The following is a 26,228-nucleotide window of genomic DNA, read 5'->3' on the forward strand; positions in this document are numbered from 1 at the left end:
ATTAACCCCGTTATTAAACATACAAGCATACTCCCTGTATTATATACTATATTTTCCTTAATTATAAAGATTAATATATCAAATTCATTTGGAAATCGCAACAAAAATATAACAGTTATCATTCCTGTTTCATTTCAAAATCATATACAAAAAATGGTTTCTGCACAAAAAAAGAGCAGTTTTCACCGCTCTCTTTCTCTATTTATACTTATCTTCCAACTTGCTCATCCATAGACCTAGCCACAAACCTAAACCAAACAAGATGATCCCGATGACAGCTGTCAACCAAGTGAATCCTGTATAGTCGGCAACTGGGGGAATCACGATCAAAATAGTAGAAGCAACCACGATACCTAAAATGAAATGATAGACTTTGGAATGAAAGTGCGCCAATAACCACTCCATCAATTTAGAAAACAGCAGCATGACTGCCAAACCACCGATGGCGATTGGCAAAAAAACACCGACAATATCAAAGCTCTTAAATCCCTTCAGCATCGGATCATATAATCCTAACACCAGCAGTAGATTGGATGGACTCAAACCCGGTACCAAGACACCTAATGCAATCAAGCCGCCAGCCAATACAAAACCCAAGAAGTTGGCTGGGATGGTACCTAAAATATCCCCCATGAAATACAAGAACAAAAAGCCAATAGCCATCGTACCGAAAAACCAGAAAAGGTCGCCTTTTGACCGCTTGCTCTTGGCAGTTGATTCTTTGGCCAAAGCAGGCAATGTCCCTATGATTGCCCCGGCAAACCCCCAAAGGACGATAATCTGATAATTTTGCAACAGCCACTCTAAGGGTTTCGATAATAGCCCAATCCCAACAATCCCACCAATACCCACTGGCAAGAAAAACAAGAGGTTTTCTTTGAAGTTTTTGGTTAGATGCGCCATAAACCGAAGCATACGTTCATAGATCCCTAAAATAGCGGCTAGAACCCCACCAGAAACCCCTGGCAAAATAAAGCCAAGTGCAATAATGACCCCTTTCATAAATCGGGATAACACACTTTCATTTTTTCGTTCTTCCATTTACTTTTAAACTCCTTAACGATCGCTATGCAGCAATCCTACTTTTTTTCATTGATCCTTTTTAACTATACTTGATTCCAAAAAAAATGAAAAGCGATTTCTACATCTATCACTTTTCATCGATTGTATCTAGTCAAGTTGTTTTTCCATCAAGAAATCCGTTTGCTCATCATCTCCCATGAAAAAGGAATGACTGCCGACTTTTTCAAAACCCATTTGATCGTAGAAGGCTAATGCATTTGGATTGTGTTCCCAGACGCCTAACCAAATCGAGCGTTTTTGCATTTCACGAGCCATTTTTTCAGCATGCGTCAGCAACAGTTTTCCATATCCTAATCGTTTAAAAGCTGATTTGATATAGATTCGCTCAATCTCTAATCCATCAGGAGCAATCGATTCTGTTTGTGCGCGCCCCCAATTGATTTTTAGATAGCCAGCTGTTTCACCTTCATGTTGAATAAAAAAGAAGGCTGATTCAGCTGTATTCAGTTCCTTAGTTAGTTTAGGTTTGTTATAGGCTTCTTCTAAGTAAATGCGCATATTGTCTGCCGAGTTAAACGCCTCGAAGGTGTCAAAATAAGTGCTGACACTGATTTCAGCCAGTTCAGCCAAATCTGCTATGGTACATTGTTTGATTTCCACTGTTGCTCCTCCTCGTTTTCATCAGATTGTTCTATCATAACCGATTCTTTGCAACAAAAAAAGCCCTTGCTGGGGGCTTCTCATTGTTATAACCATGAACCGGAAAATTGATGGATAACTAGTGTTGATGGATCCTCTTCTACTTCTCCGGTAATATAGCTTTTCGGTGAAAAAGTCATTTGCGGAAAAATCGTCACTCCTGCAACAGTTTGCTTTTCATTGTTTAATTGCAAGCCATGATTTTGAAGTAATTCTGTCACGCGGATCACATTTGTCACAACGTCTTCTGTTTTTTCTGCTCGCACGAACCTTCGATCATCGTAATCATGGAGCCATTCTTCCATAAAGGTTTGATGCGGTGCGGCCCCAATGATACCTGTAGAAATTTTGGTTTCGATCTCAAATCCCATAAATGCATCTAGTGTAAGTAAATCATCCAATGATTTGACGACTTCGATGTCGGTATCCATGTAGATCCCGCCTTCTGTCACCAACGCATACAGCCGAACAACATCGGAAACAAAGGCCCATTCTTCTTGTTCATAGGCTTCTTTGAGATAAGGACCAAATTTAGACAAATCGATCGTTGACTCATCCCAGCGTTTGATTTCATAATCTGGACAATACTTGCGCCAAGTATCCATATAATTCTTTTCTTGTTCTCCTAATGGATTGCCACCAAACCAGCAATAATGGATTTTTTTTGGTATCATGCAACTCGCTCCTTTTTACTGTATATCATTAGTGTAGCTGATTCTATGACTGATGCAAAATGATTTACACCGCAATGGAAAGAACGAAATGACAGACAAATCAGATAACTTTGCTTCATGTTCAGATTCATGATAAAATCAACACAATCATTTTTTACTAACAAACGCGATTTCGGAGGTATGAACATGGATCAAGAACTGAGCAACAAGCGTTTCTTTTTTTATCGTAAAGTCGATTTTACCATGAATATCATCACTTTCTTTTATTTGATCGCACTTTTTTACACACTGATCTATTGGTTTGCGATTTTTGTTTGGTTGTTTCGCACTGCCTTACTGCTTGCTTTGGTGCTGGGCATCATCGAAACCATTCAAGCCAATCGCTTTGCACGACAGTATCAGGAACGAGATCGTTACTATCAACAGCTGAATCAGCAAGAAGTTTTTTCGCTTTTGGATTCACAACAACAGACTTCTTCATTTTTACAGTTCCAAAAAAGAAAACAAGGAGCCGCTTAGCGGCTCCTTCTCTACATACCTACATATATCGATTTTCCCGCAAGACGGCTTTTTTGATCGCTGCCACATCTTGCGTTCCCGCCAGTTGCATGACCATTTCTAATTCTTTCTTGAAGAAATCAAAGACTTGTTTGACACCTGTTTGACCGCCTAAGGCCAAACCGTAGATTGCTGGTCTGCCGATGGCCACCAAGTCAGCGCCAGAGGCAATCGCTTTAAAAACATGCTGCCCACGACGGACACCGCTATCAAAGACAATCGGCACACGACCTGCGACAGCTTCTGCCACGATTTGCAACGAATCAAAGGAAGCTGGACCACCGTCCAATTGCCGGCCACCGTGATTGGAAACCCAGATGCCTTGTGCGCCTGCGTCTAAAGCACGTGCCACATCCTCTTCTGATTGGACACCTTTGACGTAGACGGGTAAATCTGCTTCTTTCGCGATAAATGCCACATCTGCTGGACTCAATTTTTGCTTGGATGACCCATACACGGCATCCATTGTTTGCCCGACTCCTGATTGATAAGCTTGTACGATAGGCATCGCTAAGGGGAAAGTAAAGCCATTGCGACGGTCCGTTTCACGATTGCCACCGACAGTTGCATCGGCCGTCAATACAATAGCTTGCGCTCCGTTGCGTTTGGCCATCGCCAAAATATCTCGGTTGATACCATCATCTTTACTCATATAAAATTGGAACCATTGCGGTGCCGCTTCGCCCCCGGCCGCCCGAATCTCTTCTAATGTACAAGAGGCATAGGAACTCGCTGTGAATACGGTTCCAAAATCAGCTACACCTTTTGCGGATGCCCGCTCAGCAGCCACATTGGCCAACCCATGTGCTGCAACAGGCGCCATGATAATCGGGGCAGTTAATGTTTCCCCATAAATTTCAGTTGTTGTATCTGGAAGCTCAATATCTTTCAAGACATGCGGGATGATCAATTTGTGATTGAAGGCCCGTTCATTTTCACGATAGGTAAAAATATCCCCTGCACCGCTGCTAATATAACCATAGCCGCCTTTTGGAATCACTTTTTCCGCTTCTTGCTCTAGATCTTGCATATTGATAAAATCGATGAATCCTTCTGCTGTACTTGCTTCATATAATTTGTTCATTCCGATCCCTGCTCTCCAATAAGATAACGTTTACATTTTCATCCTACTCTTCTTTGGCTTGTTGGGCAAATCATCCGCTTGTCATTGAACAGGTTGAGATAACTAGCTCAATCACCACTATCCACAAGATTTTTTCCTGACATACTGATTGACAGAATCTATCCATCGGGTTTATGCTCAACTTGCTTATACCAACCTCGTTATAAAGGAGCATACTATATGTCATTGAATCCACAAGAAATGCAAGCAACGCGAAATTCATTCCAACAAAATATGGCGTTATTGAACCAGAGTTACGAAGAAATCGCCCAAGCGTTGCAAACGAACGCGACTTATGTACAATCCGTCGCCGATTTGGATGCTGCACACATTGAAGATCCATGGATCTTGAAAAACTATCTTGAACAGCAACTCCATGCCATTGGAAAAACATCGGTCCCTTTCACAGCATTGAAAGGAGATTATCATCAATACTGGTTTTTAGATAGTCGACGTATTGAAGCAGGGACGCTTCAATAACTCAATACGCCTATTCACAACACGTTTTAGGATAGAACAAACAGTCTTTAGCTAAATTTGTGCTTTTATAGGCCGATTTTCTTAGCACAACAGCTGTTTGGTCTATCCTTTTTTTACATATTTGATCAGTCTTTTCTGATCTTTGTCCATCTGATACCCTACATGCATATAAAACGATTATCGACTTATGAAAACAAACTTATCAATACCGAAAAAATGGTATAAAGGGTAAAACCTATCATTAGAATGCCCGTACCTCCTAGAAAAATGTGCCCCATATAGCATTTCCTATTTTCATAGTAAAAGGCTTGATAATAATCAAAGGCAAACAAACAGCGCAATAAAGTGTAGATCAGCATAAAGAAGTACAGCAAAAATAAGCGTTCCAAGTGATATGTGACTGTTTCAAGCGGGATTCGCCGAGACATTACTTTAGTCAAGCGGCCTGATGTGAAAAGCAATAGGAAAAAGCCAGCCAAGCATTGAAAGAAACTATTGATTCCAGCGATACGCTTCTTATGCTCAGGTATAAGCACTTGCTGATTTGATCCATAGGTTTTGAAGCATGCTGACAAAAATACTACTACACTCACAGTCACTAACCCACCTCCCAAAGTAGGATCTCCCCTATATGCCCCGCGCATTGGTAAGGGCCAGATGGGAGACGCATGGTACCTTTCAACAATAATTGCCACGGCCATCACTACATAGTCAATATGGGAATAGAGTCTGCCTATTCGCATCTCTCGGTCTAGCTGATTGTTGTTGTTCACTGGCATCACTTGATCCTTTCTGCTAAGATAATTTATTCGCACTATCCCAAAAACATATATTTTTTCACTTTTAATAATTTTCTCCTATTTTAATGACGAAATCAATCTGTTATTAGACGGTTTCACGTTTTATTAGGACACGTGAAGAATAACAAGGCGACGAGGATAATCTTTTGGGTCAATCATCGACTGATTTATTAGTTTCAGCTTGTAAATGAGTCTGTGCACCTTTTCTGATCATGCTGCAAATCCCATTGATTTAGCCGTAATTTCAACGATGGATAAAATTAAAAGAGAGACTGGGATACACAACACGGACGGTGTGTCTCTCAGTCTCTTCCTTTTGTGGCTCTATACTTTAAAGGACTGATGAATCAAAAAATGATTCACCAGTCCTATTTTCATTTTAGATATTAAAAAACATATCGTTCTCTAGTATGATTAAATCACGACAAAATAAATAACTGAGAGGACGATATGCTATATGAATGATTCTATCAAAAAATTGTTGAGAATTACAGATAAAAATTTGGAGATTACAGATGTCTCTTACGAGACCGTAAACAAAAAGCAACGCATAGTAATAAATGCAACACTATCTCCTTGCCCACAAGCCTGTAGGTCATGCGGATCTACTGTGAAAGACGGATTTGGTAAGACAGTCATTGTAAAAAACGGGAAAAAGATGACTACCATACGTTTTGACGAATTTAATCATATGCCGAGGGTTATGCATTTAAAAAAGCAGCGATACAAATGTAAAAACTGCAGAACATATTGGACTGCACAATCTTATTTTGTTCTTCCAAAACATTCCATTGCTAGTCATTTAAGGTACAAAATCATTTCTTTTCTAACAGATAAAGTTTCTTTGAGTTTCATTGCTAAGCATTGCAGTGTTTCTTTATCTACGGTTATTCGAATACTAAGGAGTCTAAAAAGCTATGTACCCAGCAATTCTAAAAAGATTCTTCCCGAAGTATTGATGGTTGATGAATTTCGGTCACATGCTTCATCTGAAGACAAAATGAGTTTTATTTGCGCAGATGGAGAAAGTGGACAGTTGATTGATATTTTACCTACACGTAAGTTACCGCGATTAACAGCCTATTTTGAAAAGTGTACGAACAATGATCAAGTGAAATTTTTAGTAACAGATATGAACGCTGCGTATTTTCAACTAACAAAAACAGTACTTCCAAATGCCAAAATCTTTATTGATCGATTTCATATCGTTAAACACATGAATAAAGCATTTCAAGACTTTCGTGTAAAAACAATGAAGGTGCTGCAGAAGAAAGGATTTAAAAATGAAGCACAGAAGCTTAAAGTAAATTGGCGTTCCCTAACAAAAAATAGACAGAATATAAATCACTCAGAATATAAGTCTTGGCGTAGTTTTCGTGCACCTAAGTTTCCACTTCTTACAGAGGCAATGATGATCGATAGACTCCTTACGTTTTCTTCTTCCCTTAGGGAAGCGTATGAAGCATTTCATGATTTAGCAGATGCCTTTAGAGATAAGGATCATAGTCTATTTTTTGAATTACTGGAACACCTCCCTGAAAGTTTAGACGAAGAATTTAGGAAGAAACTACAAAAATTACTTAAATATGAAGAAGGCATACGTAATGCAATGATTTATCCTTATTCTAATGGTAAAATCGAAGCGAAAAATACACATATCAAAACATTGAAAAGAGTATCCTACGGATTCAAATCATTTGAGAACATGAGAATACGGATTTATTTGATCAATCATTTAATTGAAGTGAAATAACAAAAAAACCAAAACAGATTTATTAGATATCTGTTTTGGTTACCCTTAGATTTTTCCATCAGTCCTTATTGACAAAGAGCCAAGAAAAGTGATTTCCTGTTAGAGCCTCTAAGGATGGAGCGATTTTAACCAATGTGACAGAATCTGATTATGTCTCTTTAATTTCATCCTAGTAATAACAGGACTTTTGATTTTTAATCAAAGAATTTTACATATATTCTAGGGTTCTTAAACTTTAATTTTATTTCGAATGAAACCTTGTTTAATTTCTCCAGCAATTTTAATGATTCTCTTAATTTAGCACTACTATATTAGGTTATCTAATCTTTGCAACACTGATTAGTTATTTATGTATAAAAAAAGACTGTAGGCAAAGCCGCGATAATGGCTCAAGTCTACAGCCTGAACCGAGACCCCAATAAAATGTTCGACATTTTATAAATTTTCAATGGCATCTCGATCCAAAATCATAATCTTCTTTTTATCCCGGACAATCAAGTTTCGTGCTTCTAACATCTTGAACTTTCTGGATAGGGTCTCCGGTGTAGTGCCTAAAAACGCCGCCAACTCTTTCATCTTCATGGGCAAGATAATTGTCTCACTATTAGCCAATAAGCTAAGGTCCAATAAATAGGTGCCCAAGCGTTCTTCGACTTTTTCCATGGTTAAAAACTGAGCTTGCTGCTCCGTACGCAAACTTTTTTCCGCATTTATTTTTAATAACTTCAAGGCTATTTCAGGATATTCTTCCAACATCTTAGTGAAATCCGTTTGGCGTAATATGCAAACCTCACTAGGCACTAGCGCCTCCACATAGATTGCGGTATTAGCTGCTCCAAAAAGCTGATTCTCTCCTTCGTATCCTCCAGGTTCAACGATGCGTAAAAGCTGCTCCTTGCCACTGGTAGATAGCTGATAGACTTTCAATGCGCCTCGGGCTAGAATGACCAGCTGATTCTCCCTACCAGGAGAAAATATCTGCTCACCCTTTGACGCTACACGATGACTGGTCAGCCCATTGACTTTCCGCTGATCCTCTACATCCAGGTGATTAAACAAAGGAACTAGCGAAACACATAGATGTTCTTCTGTCATCGACTTCACCTCCACCGTTTTTCTTTATCCTATCATTATCTGTTAAAAAATGTTAGGATACTGCTTTTGCCACCGCTTTTAAAACCGGATAACCTAGGTCTTCCACCGTTTTTTGAATAGAGGCTAAACTGGTTTCTTTTTCATTGAAATTAGCCTTCAATTTGCTAGCATTAAATAGCACCTTGACACTATCGCTATCCACTCCCGTCATGCGTTTGACACCGCTCTCGATTTTTTGCATACAGGTTGGGCAAGCCAAGGTTTCTAATGTTAAAATTGCTTTTTCCATGATGGACTCCTCCTTTTTAGTTATTCAATTGAGCCGCTTCAGCTAGCATTTCGTAAGTGTTCTTCATCGTAAGGCAAGCGTCCGCGGGAATCGAAAAATCATCGGTTAATTTACGCAATTCCTTAAATTCTGGTTTTAAATTAGCTTTTTCGCCTTGCTTAGCGATTTTGTCGGATAACTCACTATAGACTTTTTTAACCTCAAAAACTTCTGGATGATGGTCCCCGTGGGCTCTAGTGATGGCCGTGGTGTATAAAGCTAAGGTTTCTTCGTTTTCGGATAAATAAGTAACTGCTGACATGATCAATTCCTTCTTTCTTTATTGAAGGAAGTCGACTTGCTATAAAAAGTCAACTCCCTTTGACATCTTTAGTATAGTCATCGGAAAACAGCAAGTACTTGATATTTATCAAGTTTTTTCTAATTTTTCACTTTGTAACGCAACAGACGCATTCCATTTAAAATAACAACTAAAATACTGCCTTCATGAACGAACATCCCAATGGTCATATTCATCCAACTGCTGTAAATTAGACTACCCAACAATACTAATACTACAACGATGGCAATCCTGATGTTTTCCTTCATATTCCGAGCTGTTTCTTTGCTCAATCCAAGAGCATGTGGCAAGCGAGCAAAATCTGAGTTTATCAAGACTATATCGGAGGTTTCAATGGCTATATCGGTGCCGTTACCCATGGCAATACCGATATCCGACAAAGCTAAGGAAGGGCTGTCATTGATACCGTCTCCTACAAAAGCTACCACTTGTCCTTGACTTTGTAGTTTTTCAATATAATTTGCCTTGTCCTCCGGTAGCATATTTCCTTTGGCTTCCGTAAGATCTAACTCCTTTGCCACTAGGCTCACCGTTCCTTGATTATCACCAGAAAGTAAGACAAGATTTTTAACCCCAAGTTCTTTCAATTGGCCAAGAACTTCTTTAACCCCTGGACGTAGTTGATCTCGAATCCCTAGTAATAGTACCAATTTTCCATCCATAGCCAATGATACTAAGGAATTGCCCTTAGCTTCAAAAACTGCGGCGTCTTTCTTGACAGCACTCGATACTGTCACACCTGTTTGCGCCATTAAAGCTAGATTCCCGACAGCAATTTGACGCCCGAAAACCGTCACTGTGACACCTCCACCTTTAACCACTTTTGTTTCCGTCACAGGCACTTTGTCAAAATCTCCTAGCCAATTTAGGATGGCTTTTCCTAAAGGATGCTCAGACTCTGCTTCGATACTGCCGAGATAAGTGAAAACCTGTTTTTTTTCTTTCTCGTTACCATAAAACTGCCAATCGGCTACTTCTGGATTACCTGATGTCAGCGTACCCGTTTTATCAAAAACCATAGTGTGTACCTTACTGAAACGATTGATTACTTCACTACCTTTTAATAAAATACCGTTGCGAGCACCATTGCCTATCCCGGAGACATTGGATACAGGGATCCCAATAACTAATGCACCAGGACAGCCTAACACTAGAATTGTAATCGCTAATTCTAGATTTCGTGTAAATCCCCAAACTACCACCGCCAACAGCAACACAATTGGGGTGTAATACTTAGCAAAACGATCGATTAATCGTTCCACATCGGATTTCGAGTCTTGGGCTTCTTCCACTAATTCGATAATTTTTCCAAAGGTCGTGCCTTCCCCGACTTTATCTGCTTGTATTTCCAAGGTGCCATTTTCCAAAATTGAGCCAGCGAAGACTTCACTGCCTATACTTTTCGTAACCGGTAGTGATTCACCGGTGATACTAGCTTCATTAATATGGCCTTCACCTCTTAAGACATGACCATCCACCGGTACCTTGGCACCGGTTTTGACTAACAGTACATCTCCTTCATCTACATCATCTACGTCGACTTCTTCGTATTTGCCATTTGCAATTTGTAGTAAAGCACTTTCTGGAACCAATTCCATCAATTCTTTAATAGCAGACCGAGTTTGGGTCAATGTCCGCTGCTCTAAGTAAGCTCCAAATAAAAAGAAAAACGTAACTACTGCCGACTCTTCATAATCTTGGATGGCAAAAGCTCCAAGCACCGCAATCGTCACCAAAAGATCGATACTAACCACCCGAACCCGTATAGCTTGATAGGCTTGTAAGGCAATGGGCAAGGCTCCGAGAATAGAAGCTAAAATAAAAGACCACACCTCCAAGGTCTCATTTTGCAGTAAGAAACGTACGCCAAAACCTACAATTACCAAAATCCCATTCACTAAGACGATTTTATTTTTATGGCTCATAATATATTTTTCCATCGTTACTCCTCCTCTACGCCTTTAGTATAGTGAGGAACACCCCAGAAGAAATTGACTGCCATCAACTTTTAATTTTATTCGTAAAAAAAAAACACCGCTAAGTTAGCCATCATCTTTGGTTTATCGTTGGCTCTTAGAGCCTTCACGACAACAGATGTTGCGAATTCTTTGGTCATCTCTGAACTCAGTCCATATGAGACAACACGGCGTTTTTCTGGGTCATAGACCGTCGCCAGGTAAATACAGTCTCTATTCATCAGCTGGATGTACGTTATGTCAGTCGTTAGAACTCCACTCAAATCATCAAAATTCTTCATGAGATCGGTCTTTTTTGGTGTGTCAGTGGTCGTCGTCGGCTTCTTATATGACTTCCTGACCATGCGAGATTTAAGGCTCATCTCATTCATGAGCTCCCAAACCAAACGATCACCAAATTCAGTGTTCAAAATGAACCGTAAAAATGCGGCGATGCTTCGGTAGCCATAGATCCCACGATTGGTGTTGTAGACGGCTTTGATTGCCGTTTTTAGAGCGTTGCGACGCGTCTCTTGTTGGCTGGGATGCCAATTTTTCCATTGATAATAAGTGCTTCGAGCTATATTCAAAGCTGATAAAACGCTTGTTATGCGGTGTCCCATTGCGAGCGAACGGTCAATGATTTCCAGTCCTAACTCGCGATTTTGCGTTAGTTGTACTTCGAAAGTAACGCCGCGGCTCGTTTTAAAATCTCAAGTTCTTCGCGAAGTTTGTCGTTTTCCTTTTGTAATGCGTTTACATCAGCTTGCGTCCATTTTTCGCCGTCCACTTCGTGGACCGCGTACAACTTGACCCAGTTACGGATTGAGTCGACCGAAGGTCCGTATTCAGCGGGTAGATCAGTATATGAACGGCCTTGATTGTGCATCTCAACAAGAGACTGCTTAAATTCTTTTTTGTATCGAATCATATTAAAAAATGCTCCTATGCTATTAGTTTACAGGGCAGAAGAAAATCTGTCCGTAAATCTAGCATAAGAGCAATACTTTCCAACACCAAAAATTCTAGATCCGATTATTTTTGTTAAACGAGATTTCTATTATATAATGGAATTATAAATTTGCTGTTGGAGGTTTTTATGACTGATTTATTTGCGGATGGGACTATCTCTATCCATGGAGCTCAAGAAAATAACTTAAAGGATGTCAGTTTAGATATTCCTAAGCATAAAACAACTGTATTTGCTGGTCTTTCTGGGTCTGGTAAATCCTCTTTAGTTTTTGATACATTAGCCGCTGTTTCCCGACGTGAATTGAATGAAACTTTTCCTAGTTTCACCCAACAATATTTGCCTAAATACGGTCAACCTGAAGTGAACCGAATCGACAACTTACCAGTGGCAATTGTGGTTGAACAGAAGCCTATTGGTCGTAATCCTCGATCTACTCTGGCAACCTACACCGGCATCTATTCCGTCTTACGTTTGATGTTTTCTCGAATTGGACAGCCTTGGGTTGGGTATTCTGAATGGTTTTCCTTTAACCTACCTCAGGGAATGTGTCCAAAATGTCAGGGATTAGGCTTTGTTGACGACGTAGATGAACGTCAATTAATTGATCCTAATAAATCACTCAATGAAGGTGCAATGACTTTTGCCGGTTTTCAACCGGGAACTTGGCGTTGGAAGGAATATGGCAACAGTGGATTATTTGATTTAGACAAAAAAATTAAAGACTACACCGATGAAGAATATGATTTATTCATGCACGCTCCGCAACAAAAATTAAAAAATCCACCGGCAAATTGGGGCCGTACGGCATTATACGAAGGACTAGTTCCACGTATGCTTCGCTCTGTTATTCATAGTGCCTCAGGTCGTCATCATGAAGCTGCCTTATCAAAGATTGTCACTCGAAAACCTTGCCCAGTATGTCATGGAACACGTCTGAACAAAAAGGCTCTAACTGGTAAAATTGCTGGCAAAAATATTGCAGAAGTCAGCGATATGGATTTAGTAAGTGTCCTAAAATTTTTGGATAATATCTCGGACCCCAAGGCTAAAACAATGGTGCGTGAACTACATAGTAAAGTTCAAGCTTTGATCGACATCGGTTTAGGTTATCTTTCCCTTGGCCGTGGAACTGATACTCTATCTGGTGGAGAAGCTCAACGAATTAAAATTGCCAAATATTTGACGAGTTCCCTATCCGATTTAGTTTACGTACTCGATGAACCAAGTGTAGGACTCCATCCTCACGATATTAAATTAATTACCCAATCCTTAAAAAAGCTCAAGGAACATGGCAATACCATTATCTTAGTTGATCACAACCCTGCCATTATTTCGACAGCAGATTATGTCGTGGAAATGGGACCACAAGCCGGCAAAAATGGTGGTCAAGTAACTTTCACTGGTACCTACGACGAACTATTACGGTCAGATACGATTACGGGTAAAATGTTACGAGAAAAAATCACTTTCCCAAAGCCTCGTGAACCTCAATCTTGGCTAAATGTTAATCATGTAACTTCTCATAATTTAAAAGACGTATCTACCAGAATCCCTCAAGGTGTAATGACCGTGATATCTGGACCAGCAGGTTCTGGAAAAAGTACTTTAGTCCAAGCTTTCAAACAACAAGTTTCTGATCAAGACTATATTGATTTGAGTCAGGATTCTGTAGGTTTGAATATTCGTTCTACACCTGCAACTTACTTGAACATTTTAAATCCTCTACGAAAGCTTTTCAGTAAAGCCAACAATGGCGTTTCAACACAACTATTTAGTTATAACGGTAAAGGTGCTTGTCCCCGTTGCAAAGGTAAAGGTGTGATGATCACCGAGATGGCATTCATGGATCCAATCGTTCAAGAATGTGAGTTGTGTCATGGGAAACGTTATAGCCAAGAAGCACTACAATACACTTATCATGGCAAAGATATTTCTGAGGTTCTAAATCTTTCTATCAACGACACTTTAGAGTTTTTCAAAGATGTGCCAGATATCTACAAAAAGGTTAGTCTACTCCACCAAGTTGGACTTGGTTATTTGAATCTTAGCCAGTCGATGACCACTTTATCTGGTGGTGAAGTGCAACGTGTTAAGTTAGCAATGGAATTGAATCATACCGGCCGAATCTATTTCTTAGATGAACCAACAACCGGATTGCACTTACAGGATACTCAACAATTGATCGATTTATTTGAAGGATTGGTTGATAAGGGCAATACATTAATTCTGATTGAACATAATCTGAAATTAATTTCACGAGCCGATTGGTTAGTCGATATGGGACCTGATGCTGGTAAATTCGGCGGTCAAGTTTGTTTTGAAGGTCATCCAAAAGATAGCCTAAACGATAAAAACTCTCGGACTGGTGCTGCATTAGCAGCTATAATTTCTTAAAAGATTCAAAAAGATCACCTCATTTAAAGTGCAACACAAAAGTTAGACAAAATTGAATATTTTTAAACTGCTAAGGCATGTTCCCTGTATTCGCAGGGAGTCGTGCCTTTTGTTTTGGCTCTACAATATCTAGTGTTGGTGAGAAATCTTAGGATTTCTTTTCTATACTATTTTTTTATAAAAAAGTATAGAAAAAGAGATATCCAATTGGTAGAATTTAGTCGTCTAAAACAAAATCTGCACCAAGAAAGGATATCCCTCATGGACAATTGTACTAAAAAACGCTTAGGTTTAACAGATGAAATTTTAATCTTTGAAGAAGATTGGCTCGATTCTATACAAGAAGGAGGCATTACCACAAATATCATCCGTGCTAAACTAACCTATACACCAACTTATTGTCGTAAATGCGGTATTAAGAATGAAGGCCAAATCATTAAATATGGCAAACATAATACAACAGTTCAGTTATTGCCTTTTCGTTCGGCTAAAACAGTTCTGTCACTAGACCGTTCTCGATTCCTATGCAAAGAATGTCATTCTACTTTCAACGCCCAAACAAATCTGGTAGAAGAAAGATGCGCTATCTCAAAAGAATTGAAACAACAAGTGGCTTTAGATTTAGCAAAAGTTACCTGCATCAAAGATATAGCAGAAAGATATTTTGTTTCTGATGTTACTGTCACTCGAGTTATGCGTAAGTGCCAAGAAACCTATAAGCCTAACTTCAACTATCTGCCATCAGTTCTATGCTTTGATGAATTTAAGTCAATGAAATCATGTAGCGGAAAAATGAGCTTTGTGTTTATGGACGGTCATACAAATAAATTGATTGGCGTGCTAGAGAACCGCAGACTAGCCTTCCTAAAAGCCTATTTTCTAAAATTCAGCCGTAAGACAAGGGCGAAGGTAAAGTATATAGTTATGGATATGAACGCCCCTTACTTTGAATTGGCCAAAACAGTTTTTCCAAACGCTCAAATCGTTACTGATCGTTTTCATATTATCCAACAAATCACTCGTGCACTAAATCAACTACGTATTCAAACGATGAATAAATACCATAAAACAGATTCAATCAAATACAAAAGATTGAAGCGGTTCTGGAAACTGTTCCTTAAAAACGCCTATCATTTAGACAGTTCGAATGATAAATATAATCGATCTTTCAGAAGGCCAATGACTGAAAAATCCATTATAGATGACCTGTTAAGCTATGATGATCAATTAAGCGAAGCCTATGAGATATGTCAGCTCCTGCTTTATCATTTCAAACAAAAGGATACCGTCAGTTTTTTTTGATACAATAAACAGTATGAATACCAACCTTCCTGAGGGGTTTAGAAAGAAACTCACCTTCTTGAACAAGTACAAACAGGGTATACAAAATGCCTTTGAGACAAAGTATAATAATGGTGCTTTAGAAGGAACAAATAATAAAATCAAAGTAATAAAAAGAGTAGCCTACGGCTACCGTAACTTCATCAATTTTCGCGCCAGAATCTATATTACGCAAGGACTAATTTTTACAGCAAAAATAAGATCCAGCTAAACAATATGTTTAACTGGATCAGACTTCATTTTTCAGTTGAATTTATCTCCACCAACACTAAATGTCGAAGAGCCTTTCAATTCTATTCTTCTTCCTCAGCCATGAACGTATTGAAGACTTCTTCAATCATATCCCATTCAGCTTCAGTTTCGATTTGTTCTAAATCGCCTTCAGTGCCGTCTTCGTTTTCGATGTACGCATATGCTTGTAATTCTACATCTTCATCTTCCGGTACACCAGCTGGGTATAACAAGACATAGTTGCGGCCGAATTCTTCCGTACCATCTACTGTTAAAAGAATTTCGTATAATGTTTCGTTGCCTTGATCGTCCACTAAAGTAATATGTTCGTGCCCTTCGTGATCATGATCATGATTGTGATCGTGTGTATGTTCTGCCATATTATTTTCCTCTTTTCTTCTTCAATTAAACAGTTGTTTTCCAGGACCATCTAAGAAGTTCTGCAAAATCATGACTGCTGCTAATTTATCGATGACTTTCTTTCTCTTGGCGCGAGAAACATTGCCTTGTTCCACGAGCATCCGCTCTGCTTGTACAGTGGTCAGTCGTTCATCTTGATAGGTTACAGGCAAACCAAATTGTTCTTCGATTGCCTGACCATAAGCCATGGACGCCTCTGCACGAGGACCAATGGTATTGTTCATATTTTTGGGAAGACCGACCACAAAATGGGTCACTTCATACGTATTGACCAATTCAGCCAAACGTTCATAACCAAAATCATCTTCATCTTCATTGATGCGAATGATTTCAATCCCTTGCGCCGTCCATCCCATCGGATCACTCACAGCCACACCGACCGTGCGCGAACCAACATCTAATCCCATGACTCTCATTATAGGTTTATCCCGTGATTGCCTAAGTAATAGCGGATCAGCACTTCCATGATCTCGTCTCTTTCGTGGCGACGAATCAAGTTCCGGGCATCCCGATAACGAGGAATGTAAGCCGGGTCGCCAGAAAGGAGATACCCAACGATTTGATTGATTGGATTGTATCCTTTTTCTTCTAATGCGCGGTAGACAATAGCGAGGGTTTCGCTAACCTCTTTTTTTCGACTATCATCAAAATCGAAACGAACTGTTTCATCTGTAAAACCCATTTCACGACACCTCTCTTTGTGTTGATTTTAGCATATTTTACTTATTTATTGTACTAAACGTTGCCGAAAACTACAAACATATGCCTTATCTTTTCTTTATTATACCAAAGCTTTATGATGTTTTTATGAAGTTTATCGAAAAAAGTTAAAATGCCCGATAAACATACTGATTGTCAGGTGCCTCAACCGTTGTCACTTGATCTACGGCAACCATCGGCAAGTCTCGTTTGAAAGGCGCATAGTATTGTGATTGGATCGTACCTGACACTTGCAACCACTGATTGTTTTCGGCTGCGGTTTCTTCAGGCAAGCTCACTCTAAGACCAAAGACGCCAGAGTCTGCCACACAATGGATGATTCCAAAACGGAACAAGAAGATTTCGTTGGCATCATCTTGCGCTTGATGGTAGACAAACCCTTCATATGTGACCTTCTTTCCAATAAATTCACTTGGATAGGTATAAATCAATTCCATCACTTCTAGGTAGTTCTCATCTGTAATGTTGATCGTGGATTGATCCGCATAACGAGCCAGCGAGGTTTGCATCTGCGTATTGTAATCATCTTTATTAAAATACAAGCTCGTATCCGGCTTGAGATACTGTGTCGTCATCTCAGGATCGCCAACGGATTCTTCGCTGAGCGGAAAGTTAAACCCTTTCGCTTCAACGATCGTGGTATCTAGACTGACGGTCGGAAAAAACAACCCTACGATGATTGGCAGTGCCAACAATAGATAGGCGATCAAGCGTTGATGCTTTTTTTCCAAACCGTGTTGATGCTCGTCATCATGGTGATGCGTTGGCTCTTGTTTGACCCAAAAATAAAGTTGGACTAATGCTAAACACAATGAGATCACCATTGATAAAATAGCTAAATAACGGTAATGGACATTGATAAACTGATTGAGTTTTCCAGATACTTGCAAATACATCATCAACTCAAAATAGCCGGATAATATCAAAAAACGTATCATTCTCTACACCACCCATGCATAAATCGACACAACGACAGCAACCAAGCCGACCAATGAGGCAATAAAACGGCCACTGAAATATCGCTTCATCATCAGCAGATTCTTGATATCGACCATTGGACCAAATACCAGAAAACCAACCACTGGACCGGCACCAAACAAACTCAATAATGAGGAACCGATAAAGGCATCTGCTTCAGAGCACAAGGACAAAGTCAAAGCCAACAGCAACATCACCAATACTGCCAATAATTTGGTTGAGCCCAATGTCAGCATCAATCCCGTTGGCAAATAGGTCTGCATGGCCGAGGCAATCAACCCGCCGATAATCAGATAGCGTCCGGTATCAAAAAACTCATCCAAACTGTGTTGCAGCAACGCTTTGAATGGCTGACCTTTGCTGTGATCATGCGCATGACCGTGGTGATGATGGCCATGGTGGTCATCTGTATGGGGTGCAGCAGTCAACCGTTGTTTTAGCACCGCGTGCTGATTGAAATAGGCCAACCAAATCCCAACGATCATTGCAACGATCAAGCTGCCCATGACCCGCAAAAAGGCAAATTTCGCAGAATTGCCAAAGGCGATAAACGTTGAAAAAATCACGATTGGATTGACGATTGGTGCCGTCAGCATAAATGCAAAGGCTGTATGGACTGGCACATCTTTTTTGACAAATTGATTGACGATCGGCACGATCCCACATTCGCAGGAAGGAAAAAACACACCTAACCCGCAACCGAATGCGATTGAAGCCAATTTGTTTTTTGGCAAAATCTTGGTGACACGCTCTGGTGTCAAAAACACTTGCAGCGCACCTGAAATCAAGCAGCCTAACAAAACGAACGGCAATGCCTCAATGACGATCGATAAAAAAATCACACTCATTTGCAAGACTGAATTTGGCAATGATTGGAACATATTCCTTTAACCTTCTTTGTCTATAATATCTGTTTGCTGGAATTACTATACGTTTTTTCTTTGGTGAACACAATGGTTTTCGTCTCTCCGGTTTATTTTTTAACGATAGCTTTACATTTCTCGCCTAGTATTTGTTTGATTGGTCTGTTCCTAACTCTCTAATCTTTGACAAAAAAGCATATACCACGTACATTTTGGAGGGAGTGTGATAAACATGGAACTGAACAACGACGGAAAGATCAAGGCCATCGGGAAAGAACATCCGTTAGCGCTTGTCTATTTTTCTCAACCAAATTGCAGTATTTGCGTGGCAGATAAACCGCGAGCCAGACAGCTTGCTGAAAAGTATAACGTCCCTTTCTTAACCATTGATACTGTAGAAGAGCCCGCAACTGCAGCGTATTTTTCAGTAATGACGGTGCCGGTCGTTTTGGTGATCGCCAATGGCAAAGAAGTGCATCGCGAAGCGCGGATCATTGATTTTCGACGATTAGAAAAACAACTAGAACGATACCGAACAGCTTTGACTGTTGAGTCGAAAAGAATGTCCTATGCTTCTTTATTTGACCAATTAGATCCGAAACAATAACAAAGCACCTGATGCGCTACAGGCATCAGGTGCTTTGTTGATGGTTATTCTTCCCCTGTCAATTCCTCGACGGGTTCTTCGTGTGATAAGACGTTACCTGAGTGCAAGAAATAGATTAATGTCTGCAATTCGTTGGTCAAGTCAACGTTTTGGATCAATACGCCTTTTGGTGCTGTGATGCGGGCTGGTGTAAAGTTCAAGATGCCTTTGATTCCTGCCTCAACCAGGTCATTGACCAAATCTTGGGAATGTTGTGCCGGTACCGTGAGGATCGCCACATCAATCTGTTGAATTTTGACTTGTTCCTTCATATCATCCATTGGATAGACAGGGACACCGTCCACGATGCGACCCACTAGATCTTCACTAACATCAAATGCCGCGCTGATCCGAATGCTATTGCTTTGGTGGAATTTGTATTTTAATAAGGCACTGCCCAGATTTCCGACACCCACCAATGCCACGTTCGTCATATGGTCTTCGTTCAATGTTTTAGCAAAAAATTGCATCAAACTTTCAACATCATAGCCATAGCCGCGTTTTCCTAATTCTCCAAAATAAGAGAAATCACGACGAATCGTCGCGCTATCGACTTGAACGGCTTCGCTTAATTCAGTTGATGAAACTTTTAATTTGCCAGCATTGTGCAAAATGCGTAAATAACGGTAATATAAAGGCAAGCGCTTTGCAGTCGCCTTTGGAATTTGATGATCTTTCAAAGATATTACTCCCCCATTGTGAAAAATTCACGTGTGATGTAGCTATCATATCAAATACATTGTTCAAAAATCAATTTGAATGCTCATAAATTGAAATTTATTTTTAAAAATGTTAAAATCAAAATTTTCAGTAATCGCTGTTTTCATCGATTTATGATAAAATGAGGCGATTGCAGTCTTGATCCACCAAGTTTCTTACAGATAGGAATGACACATTCATGATTCTATTACAAGCCAACCAAATCGCCCGTCTTTTCGGCGCTGAGGTTTTATTTGAGAATATCCAACTTGAGATTGCCAGCCAATCCCGTCTAGCCCTCGTGGGTCGAAACGGCGCTGGAAAATCCACCTTATTAAAAATCATTGCTGGTCTTGAAAGTCCAGACAAAGGGACGATCGCCAAAAACAAAACAGCTACAATGGGCTACCTCGCACAAGATACCGGCCTGAATAGTCAAGCAACTGTTTGGGAAGAAATGCTCGATGCCTTTGCGATCGTGCGAACAATGGAGCAGCGTATGCGCACCCTTGAGCAAGCGATTTCAGAAGCTGATCCGCAAGCGGACTCTTCTTCATTATTGAAAGAATATGATCAATTACAACACGAATTTGCCGAAAAAAATGGCTATGGCTACGAAAATGAGATTCGTTCCGTATTGCATGGCTTTCAATTTGATCCTTCATTCTACCCACAATCGATTGCGACCCTTTCTGGTGGGCAAAAAACCCGTCTGGCATTGGCAAAAATGCTTTTACAAAAACCAGACATCTTGATTTTGGATGAACCAACCAACCATTTAGATATCGACACCTTATCATGGTTGGAATCCTACCTTCAAGGCTATGCAGGCGCGCTGCTGATCGTATCCCATGACCGTTACTTTTTGGATAAAGTCGTCAACGAGGTCTACGAATTGAGCCGCCAAAAAATGCGTCACTATAAGGGCAATTACAGCCGTTACTTAGACCTCAAAGCCGAGCAGCTGCAAAGTGACTGGAAAGCCTTTGAAAAACAGCAAGAAGAAATCAATAAATTAGAAGATTTTGTTGCCCGCAACTTGGTCCGTGCCTCTACCACCAAACGGGCGCAAAGCCGCCGCAAACAATTAGAGAAGATGGAACGCCTTGACCGGCCGCAAGGGGATGAAAAATCAGCCCATTTCCTCTTTTCAATCGAAAAACCTTCTGGAAATGTCGTGATGCAGTTAGAAGACGGGGCGATTGGCTATGCATCTGAGGCTGTTTTATCCAGTCCAATCAATTTGGATGTCCGGCGTAAAGATGCCATTGCATTGGTTGGTCCAAACGGAAGTGGCAAGTCGACTTTACTGAAATCTTTGATTCACAAATTGCCCTTGCTTAAAGGAGACGTCCATCTAGGTGCCAATGTGTCGATTGGGTATTATGATCAAACACAATCCGATCTGCATTCCACCAAGACGATTTTACATGAGCTTTGGGATGATCATCCAACAACACCCGAAGTTGAGATTCGTTCGATCTTGGGCAGCTTCTTGTTCTCTGGTGAAGATGTTGAAAAACCCATCACATTACTTAGCGGCGGTGAAAAGGCCCGTGTCGCATTGGCCAAGTTGGCAATGGATCATGACAACTTCCTGATCTTAGATGAACCGACAAACCACTTGGATATCGACAGCAAAGAAGTGTTAGAAAACGCCTTGATCGACTACGAAGGCACCCTATTCTTTGTATCTCATGACCGCTACTTTATCAATCGTATCGCCACAAAAGTCATCGAGTTGTCAGAAACCGGCAGCAAATTGTACTTAGGGGATTATGATTATTATGTTGAAAAGAAATTAGAAGAAGCTGAAATCGCAGCATTATTAACGACTGACACAACAGAAAAACAACAATCGACTGGTAAAAAGAACTTCGTCCAAAGCAAAGAACAACAAAAAGCTGTGCGCAGTTTACAGCGTAAAGTTGACCAAATTGAAAGTGATTTGGCAACGATTGAAACAAGCATCGCTACATTAGAACAGGCGATGACTGAACCTGATGTATTGAATGACCATATCAAGCTGACAGCATTCAATCAACAACTAGAGGCAGCCCATCAGCAACAAGAACAATTATTGGAAGCTTGGGAAGACAGCAGCCTTGCTTTAGAAGAAGCCCAAGCACAAAATTAGAATCCGCCTCTAGTCCGATGACAGCGCCCTCTTCCTTTGTTTTACTGGAATAAAGAGAAACATGTTAAAAGGAGGAGATTTGATGCTATCGGTCAAAACATATCGGAAAAGACAACCATTATTGGTATTGCTTGGGATTGTATTATTGTTGGTTGCTTTTGTGCGAGGCATAACTGATGTCCAAGTGGAGCATATGAGCAGTTTTGAAGAAAGTACGATTTCAGTGTCAATGATTGATTCAGATATGACTGATGATTATGCTTTGTTTAATGATGATGCGTCGCTATATTTGCAGGACATGGGTATCGATACCCCTTTATATTTACAAACCAACGAACGCTGGGCCTATGATAATTATGGCTTTGACGGCGATCAAACCATCGCTGAAAATGGCTGTGCGATTGCCTCAATAGCCATGGTTGCTTCCGCAATCACCGGATACGAAGTCCTGCCAACTGAAGTATTGGATTGGGCTGGTGACAGCTACTATTCAGCCGGTCAAGGAACAGATTGGCGGATTTTTTCTGATTATGCGAATGCCTTTGGTTATCAATATCAGGATCTTGGGACAGATATTGATTTGGTCGCCGACTACCTGTCTGATGATCAGCCAGTGATTGTTTCTGTCTCAGCAGGAGAATTCACTGAAACAGGACACATCATGGTCCTCGCCGGTATGCGGGAAGACCAAGTCATTGTCTTGGATCCAAATGATTCCCCTGAGAAGCAGCACTATGATTCTTATTACACATTAGATGACATTGCGATGCAAAGCGTTCGTTTTTGGGCATTGTCAAACACATCGATTTAACTTGATTTGTGGTCAGGTACTATTCTCTATCTAAGATGAATAGTACCTTTTTTGTACAAAAGATATTTTTATTTGCATACTTACCCACAAGAATCCGCTTCCTCGATATAATAAGTACAAGAGAGGTGTGATAAAAATGAAAATCGGTTTACCGAAAGAAATCAAAAACAATGAAAACCGCGTCGCTTTACCACCAGCTGGCGTGTACGAATTGGTGCAAGATGGTCATGAGGTCTATGTGGAAACAGGTGCTGGTCTAGGCTCTACTTTTGCTGACGAGGCTTATCGAGCCGTTGGGGCCACCATTGTTACTGTTGATGACGTCTGGGCGGTTGATATGGTGCTGAAAGTCAAAGAACCATTGCCAGAAGAATATCCACGTCTTCACGAAGGACTGATTTTGTTCACCTATTTTCATGTAGCAGCCAACAACGAATTAGCAGAGGCCTTAATGGCAGCCAAAGTAACGGCGATTGCCTATGAAAACGTTCAGTTAGACGACAGCACGCTGCCCTTGCTCTCCCCTATGAGTGAAATCGCCGGCCGGATGTCCGTTCAATTAGGTGCCCAATTTCTAGAGAAAATCTATGGTGGCAAAGGTATTTTGCTATCAGGGGTTCCCGGTGTAAGACAAGGACGCGTGACGATCATTGGCGGCGGTGTTGCTGGTGAGAATGCAGCCAAAGTTGCCGTTGGGCTTGGCGCGCAAGTAACGATTTTGGATGTGTCAATTCCACGCCTACAGACATTGGATCGGCAATTTGCTGGTCAAGTCCAAACCTTGTACTCCAATCGCTTGAATATCGAAACTGCATTAAAAACCACAGATTTGGCAATTGGCGCAGTGCTTCTCCCTGGGCAAAAGGCCCCTCGCTTGGTGACAACGGATATGGTCAAAAACATGCCAGAAAAATCAGTGATCGTTGACATTGCCATCGATCAAGGCGGCATCTTTGAAACAGTCGATAAAGTAACGACCCACGATGATCCGACCTATATCCGAGAAGACGTGATTCACTATGCCGTTGCAAATATGCCTGGTGCTGTGCCGCAAACAGCGACCATTGCGCTGAGTATTGCGACCTTACCGTTTGCTAAAGAATTAGCCAGCAATCCCGAAAAAGCCCTGCGCAGCAACCAAGCGCTTGCTAGAGGGGTCATTACCTATGACGGTCAGTTCACCTTAAAAGAAGCTGCGCAAGATTTGTCACTTCCTTATGTCGCTTTAACCGAACTGATCTGATTTTCCTTCACAAAAAAAGCTGTCTTCCCTAACAACGTTCGGGTAAAACAGCTTTTTTGTGATAATTATGAGAATTTGATTTTTGATATGGCAGACAAAAGCGAATTATGTTATATTCATTTTTAAAAAAATCGCCACTAGGAGGAACAACGTGCTCACCAAACATCAAATCCAATCCTTTCCCAAAATCGAACTACATTGTCATCTTGACGGATCGATTCGTCCAGAAACTTTGATCGAGATAGCCAATCAACAAGAAATGACGATTGAACAAGATATAACTATTGTCAGAAAGCACATGCAAGCTCCTATCGATTGTCACGATCTCACTGATTATTTAGACTGCTTTGATTTTGTGTTGCCTTATTTACAAACTGAACAAGCGCTTGTACGAGCGGCATTTGATGTGATGGAACAAGCTGCTGAAGATGGTGTTGCCTACATCGAGATCCGCTTTGCGCCGAGTCTCTCAATGAAGAAGGGCTTAACTTGCCAAGAAACAATCCAGGCCGTTGCCAAAGGCATCGCCTTGGCGGAAGCCCAATACCCGATCAAAGGCAATATCTTGATCATCGGTATGCGCCAAGAAGAACGCGCGGCGATTGCCTCGATTTTTGCAGAAGCAACTGCGTTAGCTGAAGCCAAAGTGGTTGGCTTAGATTTGGCTGGTCCTGAAATCGATGGTTATGTCCCTGCTCTGGCAGAAAGTTATCGATTATTTGTGGATGGACAATCGATCCAATTGACATTGCACGCTGGCGAATGCGGATGCGTGCATAATATTTACCAAGCTATTGAGAGCGGCGCCCAACGGATCGGACATGGCATCGTCTTAAAAGGGGATCAACAGGGGCAAGCTTTCGTACGGGAACACGAAATACTGATTGAAGGCTGTCCCACAAGCAATATGCATACCCGCGCAATTGATGCCTACGCAGATTATCCTTTGCGTGAATGGTTGCAAAACCGCGTGCACTTTTGCTTGAATACGGACAATCGGACGGTATCGAATACGACATTGACCAATGAATACTGGCAAATGGTCCAGCACTGTGGATTGACTAAGACGGAGTTTGAAACAATCATGGTATATGCAGTTCAACATTCTTTTGCTACAGAGGAAGACAAAGATGTGTTATTGGCACAATTGGCGTTGTTTTCTGGTGAAGAGGCGATGAAGTAATAGTAGGTAAATTAGTGATTGATTATTTAGGAAACAGGCGTTCATCCTAGGATGAACGTCCTTATTTTCTGGAGCAAACGATCTTGCGATTCATCGATCCTATCGTTTTGATACGATTCACCGACATACAATCATTCATCCGGCTTAGCACCAATACGCTTTTCAGCTGTTGAAAATATTTTCGTATGTATCTTCGCAATGCCCTCTCTGATGAGATAAGGATAAGATTCTCTTGGATCCTTTGGTTTAGACCTAACTTCAGATAAAAAAGACCAATCAAAAAGATCAGTCTTTTTCGAAGTTCACTTTGGTGATCTTCAATAGTTGTCCAATAAAATTCTCACTGACTGTTTCAACGTATCGATACTCCCGAGCATTGAAATCAATCGTTACCAACTGGTCTAATAATGCTTTACCAGTGGTTTCTGTGTCTTTTAGCGGGTCATATAATGGGTAGTTTCGTGTGGTGTTACTTATTGGCGCAAAAACCGCTACGTTGGAATATTGAATGACTCCTTTATAACTCAAACAAATATACGGTCGATAGCCTTGTTGCTCCTGTCCTTGTTTAGGGTCTAAATTGATTTTGATAATATCTCCTTGTTTTACCATTGCTCATTTCCTATTGGTTCAAATTCATGTGGCGTTGCTTGGAAAGATTCGCCATTATAATCTTTGAACAATGCTTCAAACGTCAATTCTTCTTCGGCAATTGGTGTTTTTTCTAAAAATACTCGATTCCCCTCAATCACGACATTAAGCTGTTCGCCTTTTTCAGCACCTAATGCGGCCATAATCGT

The 26,228-nt window shown here is 40.6% G+C and carries 28 protein-coding genes and 1 pseudogene; 10 read left to right on the forward strand and 19 right to left on the reverse strand.

Annotated elements, in window-relative coordinates; all coding sequences use genetic code 11:
* Positions 1-198: 198 nt before the first annotated feature.
* From A5886_RS12355 to A5886_RS12365, 3 genes are all read right to left on the reverse strand, one after another.
* A complete protein-coding gene (locus A5886_RS12355; protein WP_086275406.1) occupies positions 199-1,041 on the reverse strand; it encodes a DUF368 domain-containing protein in 843 nt (280 codons plus the stop codon).
* Positions 1,042-1,170: 129 nt separating this feature from the next.
* Positions 1,171-1,683: a GNAT family N-acetyltransferase gene (locus A5886_RS12360; RefSeq protein ID WP_086275407.1), complete on the reverse strand. Its 513-nt coding sequence runs from the start codon at positions 1,681-1,683 to the stop codon at positions 1,171-1,173.
* Positions 1,684-1,769: 86 nt separating this feature from the next.
* Entirely contained in the window at positions 1,770-2,396 is a 627-nt protein-coding gene (locus A5886_RS12365) for a glycosyltransferase family 32 protein (RefSeq protein ID WP_086275408.1), read from the reverse strand.
* 186 nt (positions 2,397-2,582) lie between these two features.
* Here A5886_RS12365 and A5886_RS12370 point away from each other — a divergent pair, with 186 nt between their 5' ends.
* The gene (locus A5886_RS12370) at positions 2,583-2,915 is read left to right on the forward strand and encodes a hypothetical protein (RefSeq protein WP_086275409.1); all 333 of its coding nucleotides are present in this window, start codon (positions 2,583-2,585) and stop codon (positions 2,913-2,915) included.
* Between the two features lie 19 nt (positions 2,916-2,934).
* Here the strand turns inward: A5886_RS12370 and A5886_RS12375 are convergent, their stop codons facing one another.
* The gene (locus tag A5886_RS12375; RefSeq protein WP_086275410.1) at positions 2,935-4,038 is read right to left on the reverse strand and encodes an alpha-hydroxy-acid oxidizing protein; all 1,104 of its coding nucleotides are present in this window, start codon (positions 4,036-4,038) and stop codon (positions 2,935-2,937) included.
* A 219-nt stretch (positions 4,039-4,257) separates the two neighbouring features.
* Between A5886_RS12375 and A5886_RS12380 the strand changes: the two genes are divergently transcribed.
* Positions 4,258-4,557 (forward strand): DUF2316 family protein, encoded by a 300-nt coding sequence (locus A5886_RS12380; protein ID WP_086275411.1) that lies wholly within the window; start codon positions 4,258-4,260, stop codon positions 4,555-4,557.
* 185 nt (positions 4,558-4,742) lie between these two features.
* Here A5886_RS12380 and A5886_RS12385 read toward each other — a convergent pair whose 3' ends face one another.
* A complete protein-coding gene (locus A5886_RS12385) occupies positions 4,743-5,336 on the reverse strand; it encodes a hypothetical protein (RefSeq protein WP_086275412.1) in 594 nt (197 codons plus the stop codon).
* A 478-nt stretch (positions 5,337-5,814) separates the two neighbouring features.
* On the opposite strand from A5886_RS12385, the gene A5886_RS12390 reads away from it, so the two are divergent.
* A complete protein-coding gene (locus tag A5886_RS12390) occupies positions 5,815-7,110 on the forward strand; it encodes an ISL3 family transposase (protein WP_086275413.1) in 1,296 nt (431 codons plus the stop codon).
* A 435-nt stretch (positions 7,111-7,545) separates the two neighbouring features.
* Here A5886_RS12390 and A5886_RS12395 read toward each other — a convergent pair whose 3' ends face one another.
* From A5886_RS12395 to A5886_RS12420, 6 genes are all read right to left on the reverse strand, one after another.
* Positions 7,546-8,205, reverse strand: a complete 660-nt coding sequence (locus A5886_RS12395; RefSeq protein WP_086275414.1) for a Crp/Fnr family transcriptional regulator — start codon at positions 8,203-8,205, stop codon at positions 7,546-7,548.
* A gap of 52 nt (positions 8,206-8,257) precedes the next feature.
* Positions 8,258-8,494 carry a heavy-metal-associated domain-containing protein gene (locus tag A5886_RS12400; RefSeq protein WP_086275415.1) on the reverse strand — a complete coding sequence of 79 codons (237 nt, stop codon included), beginning with the start codon at positions 8,492-8,494 and terminating at the stop codon, positions 8,258-8,260.
* Positions 8,495-8,510: 16 nt separating this feature from the next.
* Entirely contained in the window at positions 8,511-8,795 is a 285-nt protein-coding gene (locus A5886_RS12405; protein ID WP_086275416.1) for an iron-sulfur cluster repair di-iron protein, ric, read from the reverse strand.
* 119 nt (positions 8,796-8,914) lie between these two features.
* Positions 8,915-10,774: a heavy metal translocating P-type ATPase gene (locus tag A5886_RS12410; RefSeq protein WP_086275417.1), complete on the reverse strand. Its 1,860-nt coding sequence runs from the start codon at positions 10,772-10,774 to the stop codon at positions 8,915-8,917.
* A 74-nt stretch (positions 10,775-10,848) separates the two neighbouring features.
* On the reverse strand, positions 10,849-11,379 hold the full coding sequence (locus A5886_RS12415) for an IS3 family transposase (protein WP_218776642.1): 531 nt from the start codon (positions 11,377-11,379) through the stop codon (positions 10,849-10,851).
* Positions 11,380-11,459: 80 nt separating this feature from the next.
* Positions 11,460-11,720 (reverse strand): transposase, encoded by a 261-nt coding sequence (locus A5886_RS12420; RefSeq protein WP_218776643.1) that lies wholly within the window; start codon positions 11,718-11,720, stop codon positions 11,460-11,462.
* A gap of 168 nt (positions 11,721-11,888) precedes the next feature.
* On the opposite strand from A5886_RS12420, the gene A5886_RS12425 reads away from it, so the two are divergent.
* Positions 11,889-14,156 (forward strand): ATP-binding cassette domain-containing protein, encoded by a 2,268-nt coding sequence (locus A5886_RS12425; protein ID WP_086275419.1) that lies wholly within the window; start codon positions 11,889-11,891, stop codon positions 14,154-14,156.
* Between the two features lie 261 nt (positions 14,157-14,417).
* Positions 14,418-15,708 (forward strand): annotated as a pseudogene (locus A5886_RS12430) (ISL3 family transposase).
* An 82-nt stretch (positions 15,709-15,790) separates the two neighbouring features.
* Here A5886_RS12430 and A5886_RS12435 read toward each other — a convergent pair.
* The 5 genes from A5886_RS12435 to A5886_RS12455 all read right to left on the reverse strand — a co-directional run bounded on the left by A5886_RS12435 (position 15,791) and on the right by A5886_RS12455 (position 18,727).
* Complete coding sequence (locus tag A5886_RS12435) at positions 15,791-16,108, reverse strand: DUF1292 domain-containing protein (RefSeq protein WP_086275420.1); 318 nt, start codon at positions 16,106-16,108, stop codon at positions 15,791-15,793.
* Positions 16,109-16,129: 21 nt separating this feature from the next.
* Positions 16,130-16,564, reverse strand: a complete 435-nt coding sequence (ruvX, locus tag A5886_RS12440; RefSeq protein ID WP_086275421.1) for a Holliday junction resolvase RuvX — start codon at positions 16,562-16,564, stop codon at positions 16,130-16,132.
* Entirely contained in the window at positions 16,564-16,830 is a 267-nt protein-coding gene (locus tag A5886_RS12445; protein ID WP_005228556.1) for an IreB family regulatory phosphoprotein, read from the reverse strand. The genes ruvX and A5886_RS12445 overlap by 1 nt, the downstream gene beginning before the upstream one ends.
* Positions 16,831-16,975: 145 nt before the next feature.
* Complete coding sequence (locus A5886_RS12450) at positions 16,976-17,806, reverse strand: TIGR03943 family putative permease subunit (protein WP_086275422.1); 831 nt, start codon at positions 17,804-17,806, stop codon at positions 16,976-16,978.
* Positions 17,807-17,809: 3 nt separating this feature from the next.
* A complete protein-coding gene (locus tag A5886_RS12455) occupies positions 17,810-18,727 on the reverse strand; it encodes a permease (protein WP_086275423.1) in 918 nt (305 codons plus the stop codon).
* A gap of 214 nt (positions 18,728-18,941) precedes the next feature.
* Between A5886_RS12455 and A5886_RS12460 the strand changes: the two genes are divergently transcribed.
* Entirely contained in the window at positions 18,942-19,316 is a 375-nt protein-coding gene (locus A5886_RS12460; protein WP_086275424.1) for a thioredoxin family protein, read from the forward strand.
* A 44-nt stretch (positions 19,317-19,360) separates the two neighbouring features.
* Here the strand turns inward: A5886_RS12460 and A5886_RS12465 are convergent, their stop codons facing one another.
* Positions 19,361-20,035 carry a redox-sensing transcriptional repressor Rex gene (locus A5886_RS12465; RefSeq protein WP_086275425.1) on the reverse strand — a complete coding sequence of 225 codons (675 nt, stop codon included), beginning with the start codon at positions 20,033-20,035 and terminating at the stop codon, positions 19,361-19,363.
* A 218-nt stretch (positions 20,036-20,253) separates the two neighbouring features.
* Here A5886_RS12465 and A5886_RS12470 point away from each other — a divergent pair, with 218 nt between their 5' ends.
* The 4 genes from A5886_RS12470 to add all read left to right on the forward strand — a co-directional run bounded on the left by A5886_RS12470 (position 20,254) and on the right by add (position 25,428).
* Positions 20,254-22,191: an ABC-F family ATP-binding cassette domain-containing protein gene (locus tag A5886_RS12470; RefSeq protein WP_086275426.1), complete on the forward strand. Its 1,938-nt coding sequence runs from the start codon at positions 20,254-20,256 to the stop codon at positions 22,189-22,191.
* Positions 22,192-22,273: 82 nt separating this feature from the next.
* The gene (locus A5886_RS12475; protein WP_086275427.1) at positions 22,274-23,002 is read left to right on the forward strand and encodes a C39 family peptidase; all 729 of its coding nucleotides are present in this window, start codon (positions 22,274-22,276) and stop codon (positions 23,000-23,002) included.
* A 136-nt stretch (positions 23,003-23,138) separates the two neighbouring features.
* Positions 23,139-24,245 carry an alanine dehydrogenase gene (gene ald, locus A5886_RS12480; protein ID WP_086275428.1) on the forward strand — a complete coding sequence of 369 codons (1,107 nt, stop codon included), beginning with the start codon at positions 23,139-23,141 and terminating at the stop codon, positions 24,243-24,245.
* A 151-nt stretch (positions 24,246-24,396) separates the two neighbouring features.
* Positions 24,397-25,428: an adenosine deaminase gene (add, locus tag A5886_RS12485; protein ID WP_086275429.1), complete on the forward strand. Its 1,032-nt coding sequence runs from the start codon at positions 24,397-24,399 to the stop codon at positions 25,426-25,428.
* Positions 25,429-25,713: 285 nt separating this feature from the next.
* On the opposite strand, the gene A5886_RS12490 is transcribed toward add, so the two are convergent.
* Together A5886_RS12490 and A5886_RS12495 are read right to left on the reverse strand one after the other, a co-directional pair.
* The gene (locus tag A5886_RS12490) at positions 25,714-26,040 is read right to left on the reverse strand and encodes a type II toxin-antitoxin system PemK/MazF family toxin (RefSeq protein WP_086275430.1); all 327 of its coding nucleotides are present in this window, start codon (positions 26,038-26,040) and stop codon (positions 25,714-25,716) included.
* Positions 26,034-26,222, reverse strand: a complete 189-nt coding sequence (locus A5886_RS12495; RefSeq protein WP_256926218.1) for an AbrB/MazE/SpoVT family DNA-binding domain-containing protein — start codon at positions 26,220-26,222, stop codon at positions 26,034-26,036. The genes A5886_RS12490 and A5886_RS12495 overlap by 7 nt, the downstream gene beginning before the upstream one ends.
* Between the last annotated feature and the right edge of the window lie 6 nt (positions 26,223-26,228).

This window comes from Candidatus Enterococcus testudinis, assembly GCF_002140915.1.
Taxonomy (GTDB): domain Bacteria; phylum Bacillota; class Bacilli; order Lactobacillales; family Enterococcaceae; genus Enterococcus_D; species Enterococcus_D testudinis.